The sequence below is a fragment of the Sulfitobacter brevis genome, assembly GCF_900112755.1.
Classification (GTDB): domain Bacteria; phylum Pseudomonadota; class Alphaproteobacteria; order Rhodobacterales; family Rhodobacteraceae; genus Sulfitobacter; species Sulfitobacter brevis.
This window is the reverse complement of record NZ_FOMW01000044.1, coordinates 1-6,380: the sequence shown is the minus strand read 5'-3', so window position 1 is coordinate 6,380 and position 6,380 is coordinate 1. Positions and strand designations below refer to the sequence as shown.

Below are 6,380 nucleotides of genomic sequence, written 5' to 3'. Positions count from 1 at the left end.
GAAAGCCCAAGGCTATTCGTATCGATAATGGGCCCGAATATGTCAGTGGAAAGCTCATGGAATGGGCCGAAAAACAAGGCGTTAGGCTGGAATACATCCAACCCGGAAAACCCCAACAGAACGCCTATATCGAACGCTACAACCGCACGGTTCGCGGCGAATGGCTCAGCCAGTACATCTTTGAAACCATCGAGGAGGCACAGGATCAGGCCACGGTATGGCTCTGGACTTACAACAATGAACGACCCAACATGGGCATCGGCGGCATCACGCCCGCAATGAAACTGAAAACAGCCGCCTGAATTCTACGGCTGAACCCCATTAAAAATGGGGGGATTACCACCTAAGCTACGTAAACCGTTGCGATTTTGAAAAGCTGCGCGTCACCGAGACATCGAACGCGAAGGGGAAAGCAACGAAAACAGTAACCACCAACTTGATATTCAGCAATAATTACGCTAAATAACGTCATAATGACTGACAGGAGGCATGCCGTGAACATTGCTATATACGCTGAAGGTGGACAGTTCGAACCCCGAAAGATCGCTGCCGCGCTCCGCACTTCCGCCGAGGAGGTCGCCATGACAGTCGGTCTCGGCAAGGATGCCCTGCAACGCCGAACCCGCATCGGTTCAGACAAGACACAGCGCCGTTTGCGCGAGTTGGTCGAAGTGCTAAACAAGGTCGAGCCACGTTTCGGATCGGAGCTCATGGCGTATGCCTGGTATCGGTCAGAACCCCTGCCCGGCTTTGATGGCCGGACTGCGATGCAGCTTGTGCAGGAAGGCAAGGCGCAGCAGGTTCTCGAATATATTGATGCAGTCGATGCAGGTGTCTTCGCCTGATGCCTTTGAAGGAGGGCCATTTTATAGGGCAGCTTTACCGTGCCTTGAATCCAGTCTATGCGCGCACACCGCTGTCCGGCCGTGGCGCAGAGCTCTATGGCGGGCGTTTCAACGCCAAAGGAACACCTGCGCTTTACCTCGCCGTTGATCCAACGGGTGCTTTGCGTGAAGCCAATCAAGCGGGCAGCCTCCAACCAACCGTTCTGGTTTCCTACAAGGCCAACTTAAGGCCGGTATTCAACTCTAGTGACACAGGAGAGCTTCAGCTACATGGTATATCGGAGAGAGATCTTGCAGATGCCAGTTGGCGCACAAAGATGCTCGATGGACAAACTGTGCCGACGCAGAAATTTGCAGCCGTCCTCATCTCGAACGGCTTTGCAGGCCTCCTTTTCCAAAGCTATGCGAAAGGCGCATCCGCGACCGACTTTAATATCGTGTTATGGAAATGGACGGGCGATAGCTGTGATCTGGAAGTTGTGGATGACGAAGGCCGTCTGTCTCGGTTGTGAGTAAGTTGCAGGATCTACCTGCGGCCTTAAACACCACATATTGCCGCTGGGTCCGCCTACGCAAAGGACGGACCCCAAAAAGAGCGTTTCTGGAACGTTGAGAACACCGGTGGAATACTGCATCACGTGAGCGGCAAGATCGTCTTGTCGCAGATGGGCTGAATGGCCTGTCCTGTTAAGCTCTTCGTTTTGGCGGGGGGCGGGATTGAAGCAGGTGGATTTGTATGGGCGCGTTCGTCACGCTGTTCTTGTCGATGGTATGAGCCGCCGCGAAGCGGCCCGTCTTTTCGGGATCAATCGTCGCACTGTTGAGAAGATGCTGATGTTTTCGATCCCGCCAGGTTACCGGCGTGACAAAGAGATCAGGCGGCCGAAGCTGGATGACTTTATCGGGATTATCGATCAGATCCTTGAGGCAGACCGGCTGGTTCCAAAGACGCAGCGGCATACATCGAAGCGGGTTTTTGAGCGGCTTCGCAATGAGTATGATTTTACCGGCGGCATCCCGATCGTGAAGGACTACATCTTTGCGGCTCGCCAGCGCCAGCGGGAGATGTTTGTGCCCTCGTCGCATCCTCCGGGTCATGCGCAGGCGGAATTTGGTGAGGCGCTTGCCGTGATTGGTGGTGTCGAGCGCAAGATCCACTTTTCGGTGATGAACTTGCCGCATTCGGATGCGTGTTTTTTGAAAGCCTATCCTGCCGAGACGACGGAAGCATTCTGTGATGAACATGTTGCGGCGTTCGCGTTCTTCGGCGGGGTGCCTGTGTCGATCCTTTACGACAACACCCGGATTGCCGTGGCCCGCATTCTGGGGGACGGCAGCGCAAACGCACCCGCGTATTCTCGGAGCTGGTGTCGCATTATCTGTTTGAGGATCGCTTTGGCCGCCCTGAAAAAGGGAATGATAAAGGTAAAGTCGAAGGGATGGTGGGATGCACTCGCCGCAACTTCATGGTGCCCAAGCCGCAGTTTGCCAGCTTTGATGATCTCAATGTCCATCTGGCCGACCAATGCCGCAAGCGAATGGGCGATAAGCTACGTGGTCACAAGGGCACGATTGGCGAACGCTTTGAGGCCGATGCGGGCCGGCTTCAACCCCTGCCAGCTGTTCCTTATGACGCCTGCGACAAGCAATCGGTTCGGGTCAGTTCGACCGGGAACGGCGCATGGTGGAACGCCGGATCAAGGCTGCGAAGTTCCCTTCCAACAAAAGCCTCGACAGCTTCGACTTCAAGGCCATGCCCTCGTTGAACAAGATGCTGGTGATGGAGCTGGCACGCTGTGATTATATTACCCGCAACGAGAACATCATCGCCGTGGGAAACAGTGGCACCGGAAAGTCGCATGTCGCCCTCGGCCTTGGACTGGCGGCCTGCCAGAAGGGCTTGGCCGTCGACTTTATCACCGCATCCGCTCTCGTGCAAGAACTCCTCGAAGCACGGGATGAAAAGCGCCTGCTGCGTCTGCAGAAGCAACTAAGCAAATACAGCCTGCTGATCATCGATGAATTGGGATATGTGCCGCTCTCAACAACCGGCGCTGAATTGCTGTTTGAGGTCTTCTCGCAGCTACGAGCGCGGATCAACCATTGTGGCGTCCAACCTGCCGTTCGATGATTGGACCAGCATCTTCGGGTCTGAGCGCCTCACAGGCGCGCTTCTCGACCGATTGACCCACCACGTCCACATCCTCGAAATAAACGCAGAGAGCTACCGCCTGAAACACAGCCGTCAATCGGGGAGAGCTTAAACTACAATCCACGCTGCCGGTTTGACCACAGCCCCGCACAGCTTCGTCGCTCTGTGGGGGCACTTCGCCGTGCGGGACTATGGACAAACCTAAACTCAACAAGGTGGCGCAATATTGGTCCGGAAAAATCCAGAAAAGTGGCGCACTATTGCTCCGGCGACTGGTGCAATTTTAGTCCGGCGTTGACATTTGCAACATATTTTGGCGGGTCCTGTAGATGCCTAGTATCCAAGAATGGGGCGTTTCTCCTGACATTGGCGCTGACCTCAGCGCCAATGTCAGCACTGAGGTCAGCTCTCAACTTTCAGCCGCATTATAACTTCCGTCGGCATCGTGGGTTTCGCGACCCGACAGGGCCGGTGAGAAGGCGCAAATCAAGCGTAAATCGCCTTTGATGGCACGCAAGATATGCTTGTCGTGATTGTCTAAAGCATACAGCGTTCCAGGCTGGATGGGGTGTCTCTCCCCCGTTGCGACGTTTTCGACTTCGCCAATCCCCTCGATGCAGTAATTCGCTTCCAGGTGGTTTTTGTATTCCAGGTGTAGTTCTGCACCCTCTTTGACCAAAGTGTCATGCATGGAATAGCCCATTTTGTCATCGGCCAGGACGATACGGCGGCTTTCCCAGCCTTCACCGCTGGCATGGCGCCAGGTGTTCAGGATCTCTGCCAGTTTACGAACGATCATTGCTTTTCCAATTTGCTGGTGGAGGGACTCAGATCAACGCCTCTGCATCGCGTTGTGACGAGAATATATTGTCAGCATTTTCGGGTGTCTACGCATCTCCAAGGGGAACTGCCGCCATGCAATTTCAAGAAAGCTGATCAAGATGCAGTTTTCCAATGACGTTGGGTCAGTGTCAGATTAAAAAACAAATAATGTGGTTTTTGCTGCACTGCAGCACTACATTATCACTGGGAGGCCCATTTTGGCGTCGGTAATTCGATGCCGCCAAGGAGCCTAAGTCTATGAGCGAACACCCTTTTTCTGCCAGCCCTGAAATCCGAAAACTCTGGCGGCATGATAAACCGGACGTTGCCGAGCATCTCTTGCGCCTCGACCAGCATACGCGCCGTTCGCGGTTCGGGGCTGTCGTAAAAGACAATTTCATAAAGCATTATGCCGAAGGCATCATTGCATTCGATACAGTGGTCTTTGGAGCTTTCTTTGATGGCCAGCTGCGTGCAATCGGTGAGTTGCGTGGCACGCCTCGATCCTGGCCGCGACACGCGGAACTTGCCCTGTCGGTCGAACCGGGATGGCAGGGCAAGCGGATCGGCAGCGCGCTTTTTTCCCGATTGATCGAGGCCTCACAAAACCGCGGCATCAGATCTCTTCATGTGCTTTTTTTAAGCGAGAACAAAATGATGCAGAGTATCGCCCGGAGGTATCATCCTGAAACCAACTTTAACGGTGGCCAGATCGAAGCAGCATTGGAGCCGCCTTGGGCAACACCTATGTCCTTCGCCCGCGAGATGGTGGCGGATGCCAACGCTCGTATACGGCGTTGTCTTTTGGTCGCGACATGACGCGCTGCAGAGCAAATTGCACATTGGATGTGAGGCAAAATGTTTGATCCGTTCAAACGTGCGCGTTCGAAAGCAGCGGGAAAGGCCCGGCGCGCTACCGTTAAGGCTATGACCAATGCATGGGGCACGATGCTTGCCCCCACCAAGCCCGTAAAGCCTAAGGTCCAGAAAAAACCGGAGCCAGCCGCGCCTGAGCGCAAGGGGGCGTTCAGGCGTGACCGGAGCACTGTGGAATCCAAAATTCCGAGAACTGCCAAATCAACGATGTCCGTGCCGCGCGGTGCCTCGTTTTCTGAAGCAACGTATGAGAGTGAATTTGGTACCCGATCCTACATGCTCTATGTGCCAAAGATCGCAAAGGTGGCAGATGACCCGTTGCCGCTGATTGTGATGCTGCACGGGTGTGGGCAGACCCCGAAAGATTTCGCGCGCGGAACAGGTATGAACGCGCTGGCCGAGGAGCTTGGTTTTCTGGTTCTCTTTCCTGCGCAAGCACGCGACGCACATCATCAGCGCTGTTGGAATTGGTATCATCGGGGTGATCAGGCTCGCGGTGCTGGAGAGCCCGCCCTGCTTGCGGGCCTAACGCACCATATCATCGATAACGAGCAAGTCGATCCCGCCAAAGTCTACGTTGCCGGTCTGTCGGCAGGTGCGGCTGCAGCGTTAATTTTAGCAACTGCATATCCCGATATATTTGCGGCAGTCGGTGTCCATTCCGGTCTGGCGGTTGGTGCTGCCCATGACAAAAGCACTGCGCCGAGAGCGATGCAACTCGGAGACCCCGGCCAGCGTCACGACGCGCCGATTCCCAGCATTATCTTTCACGGAAACGCTGATAAGGTCGTCAACCCACGCAACGGTCGCTTCGTCGCCATTCGAGCGGTGGAGCCATTCGGCAGCCTGGAGATGTCAGAGGAATCTGGTCGCATACCTGATGGCCGCGAATACATCCGTACAGTGCACCGCATTGGCAAGGGGCGTCCTCTCGTTGAACTGTGGGTCGTTCAAGGGGCTGGGCATGCATGGTCGGGTGGCCATGCTGCCGGAAGCTACACCGATCCCAAGGGACCGGATGCCTCGCGTGAAATAGCCCGGTTTTTCTTACGGCACCGAACCACAAAAAAACGCCGTCGAGCGCACTAGCCGCTCAATCGCCCTGGATGACGGGTAATCCTCCCCAAAACTAAGGGGATGCTGACGTAGAATTTTCTCAGCAAGATACCTGAGGAGATTCTGATGAAGATGACGAGATTTAGCGAACCCCAGATCCTTGCGATCCTGCGCCAGGCCGAAGGTGGCGTGCCGGTTGCCGAGCTATGCCGGGAACACGGCATGAGCACGGCATCTTTCTATAAGTGGCGCGCGAAGTATGGCGGCATGGATGCGTCCATGATCAGCCAGATGAAGAGCCTGGAGGACGAGAACCGGCGGCTGAAGCGCATGTTTGCAGATCTCAGCATGCAGGCCGATCTGCTGAAGGAAGCCCTTGGAAAAAAGTGACGCGGCCATCTCATCGTCGCGAGATGGCCGCCAAGGCAGTGGAACACCGGGGGGTCAGCATCGCACTCGCCTGCCGGGCGTTCGGTGTGAGCGAGACGTGCTATCGTTACAGCCCGTTGCTCAGCGATGAGAATGAGCTGATCGCTGACCTTCTGGTCGGCCTGACCGACGCCCGTAAGACATGGGGCTTTGGTCTGTGCTTCCTGCATCTGCGCAACGTGAAGGGGCATCCCTGGAAC

General features: G+C 55.4%; 6 protein-coding genes and 3 pseudogenes. 8 read left to right on the top strand and 1 reads right to left on the bottom strand.

Features of this window, described 5'->3' with window-relative positions; translation table 11 throughout:
• The 5 genes and pseudogenes from BM174_RS20285 to istB all read left to right on the top strand — a co-directional run.
• Window positions 1–302 (top strand): integrase core domain-containing protein (locus tag BM174_RS20285; protein ID WP_143092514.1); only part of this gene is annotated, 302 nt, incomplete at its 5' end.
• A gap of 279 nt (window positions 303–581) precedes the next feature.
• Window positions 582–845, top strand: coding sequence for an MbcA/ParS/Xre antitoxin family protein (locus tag BM174_RS20280; protein ID WP_245766472.1), 264 nt, complete (start codon window positions 582–584; stop codon window positions 843–845).
• On the top strand, window positions 845–1,357 hold the full coding sequence (locus BM174_RS20275) for an RES family NAD+ phosphorylase (RefSeq protein WP_093925620.1): 513 nt from the start codon (window positions 845–847) through the stop codon (window positions 1,355–1,357). Before BM174_RS20280 ends, BM174_RS20275 begins: the two co-directional genes overlap by 1 nt.
• A gap of 259 nt (window positions 1,358–1,616) precedes the next feature.
• Window positions 1,617–2,515 (top strand): annotated as a pseudogene (gene istA, locus BM174_RS20270) (IS21 family transposase); the annotation flags it as partial.
• A pseudogene (gene istB / locus BM174_RS20265) lies at window positions 2,512–3,109 on the top strand (IS21-like element helper ATPase IstB); the annotation flags it as partial. The pseudogenes istA and istB, both read left to right, overlap by 4 nt.
• A gap of 297 nt (window positions 3,110–3,406) precedes the next feature.
• On the opposite strand, the gene BM174_RS20260 reads toward istB, so the two are convergent.
• Complete coding sequence (locus tag BM174_RS20260; RefSeq protein ID WP_093925619.1) at window positions 3,407–3,796, bottom strand: ectoine synthase; 390 nt, start codon at window positions 3,794–3,796, stop codon at window positions 3,407–3,409.
• A gap of 281 nt (window positions 3,797–4,077) precedes the next feature.
• Between BM174_RS20260 and BM174_RS20255 the strand changes: the two genes are divergently transcribed.
• The 3 genes and pseudogenes from BM174_RS20255 to BM174_RS20245 form a co-directional block, all read left to right on the top strand.
• Window positions 4,078–4,638 carry a GNAT family N-acetyltransferase gene (locus tag BM174_RS20255; protein WP_093925618.1) on the top strand — a complete coding sequence of 187 codons (561 nt, stop codon included), beginning with the start codon at window positions 4,078–4,080 and terminating at the stop codon, window positions 4,636–4,638.
• Between the two features lie 39 nt (window positions 4,639–4,677).
• Window positions 4,678–5,784, top strand: coding sequence for an extracellular catalytic domain type 1 short-chain-length polyhydroxyalkanoate depolymerase (locus BM174_RS20250; protein ID WP_093925617.1), 1,107 nt, complete (start codon window positions 4,678–4,680; stop codon window positions 5,782–5,784).
• 93 nt (window positions 5,785–5,877) lie between these two features.
• Window positions 5,878–6,380: pseudogene (locus BM174_RS20245) on the top strand (transposase); the annotation flags it as partial.

Coding starts and splice junctions, on each gene's coding strand:
- BM174_RS20280 (WP_245766472.1), top strand. CDS start 582: ATGACAGTCGGTCTCGGCAAGGATGCCCTGCAACGCCGAACCCGCATC.
- BM174_RS20275 (WP_093925620.1), top strand. CDS start 845: ATGCCTTTGAAGGAGGGCCATTTTATAGGGCAGCTTTACCGTGCCTTG.
- BM174_RS20260 (WP_093925619.1), bottom strand. CDS start 3,796: ATGATCGTTCGTAAACTGGCAGAGATCCTGAACACCTGGCGCCATGCC.
- BM174_RS20255 (WP_093925618.1), top strand. CDS start 4,078: ATGAGCGAACACCCTTTTTCTGCCAGCCCTGAAATCCGAAAACTCTGG.
- BM174_RS20250 (WP_093925617.1), top strand. CDS start 4,678: ATGTTTGATCCGTTCAAACGTGCGCGTTCGAAAGCAGCGGGAAAGGCC.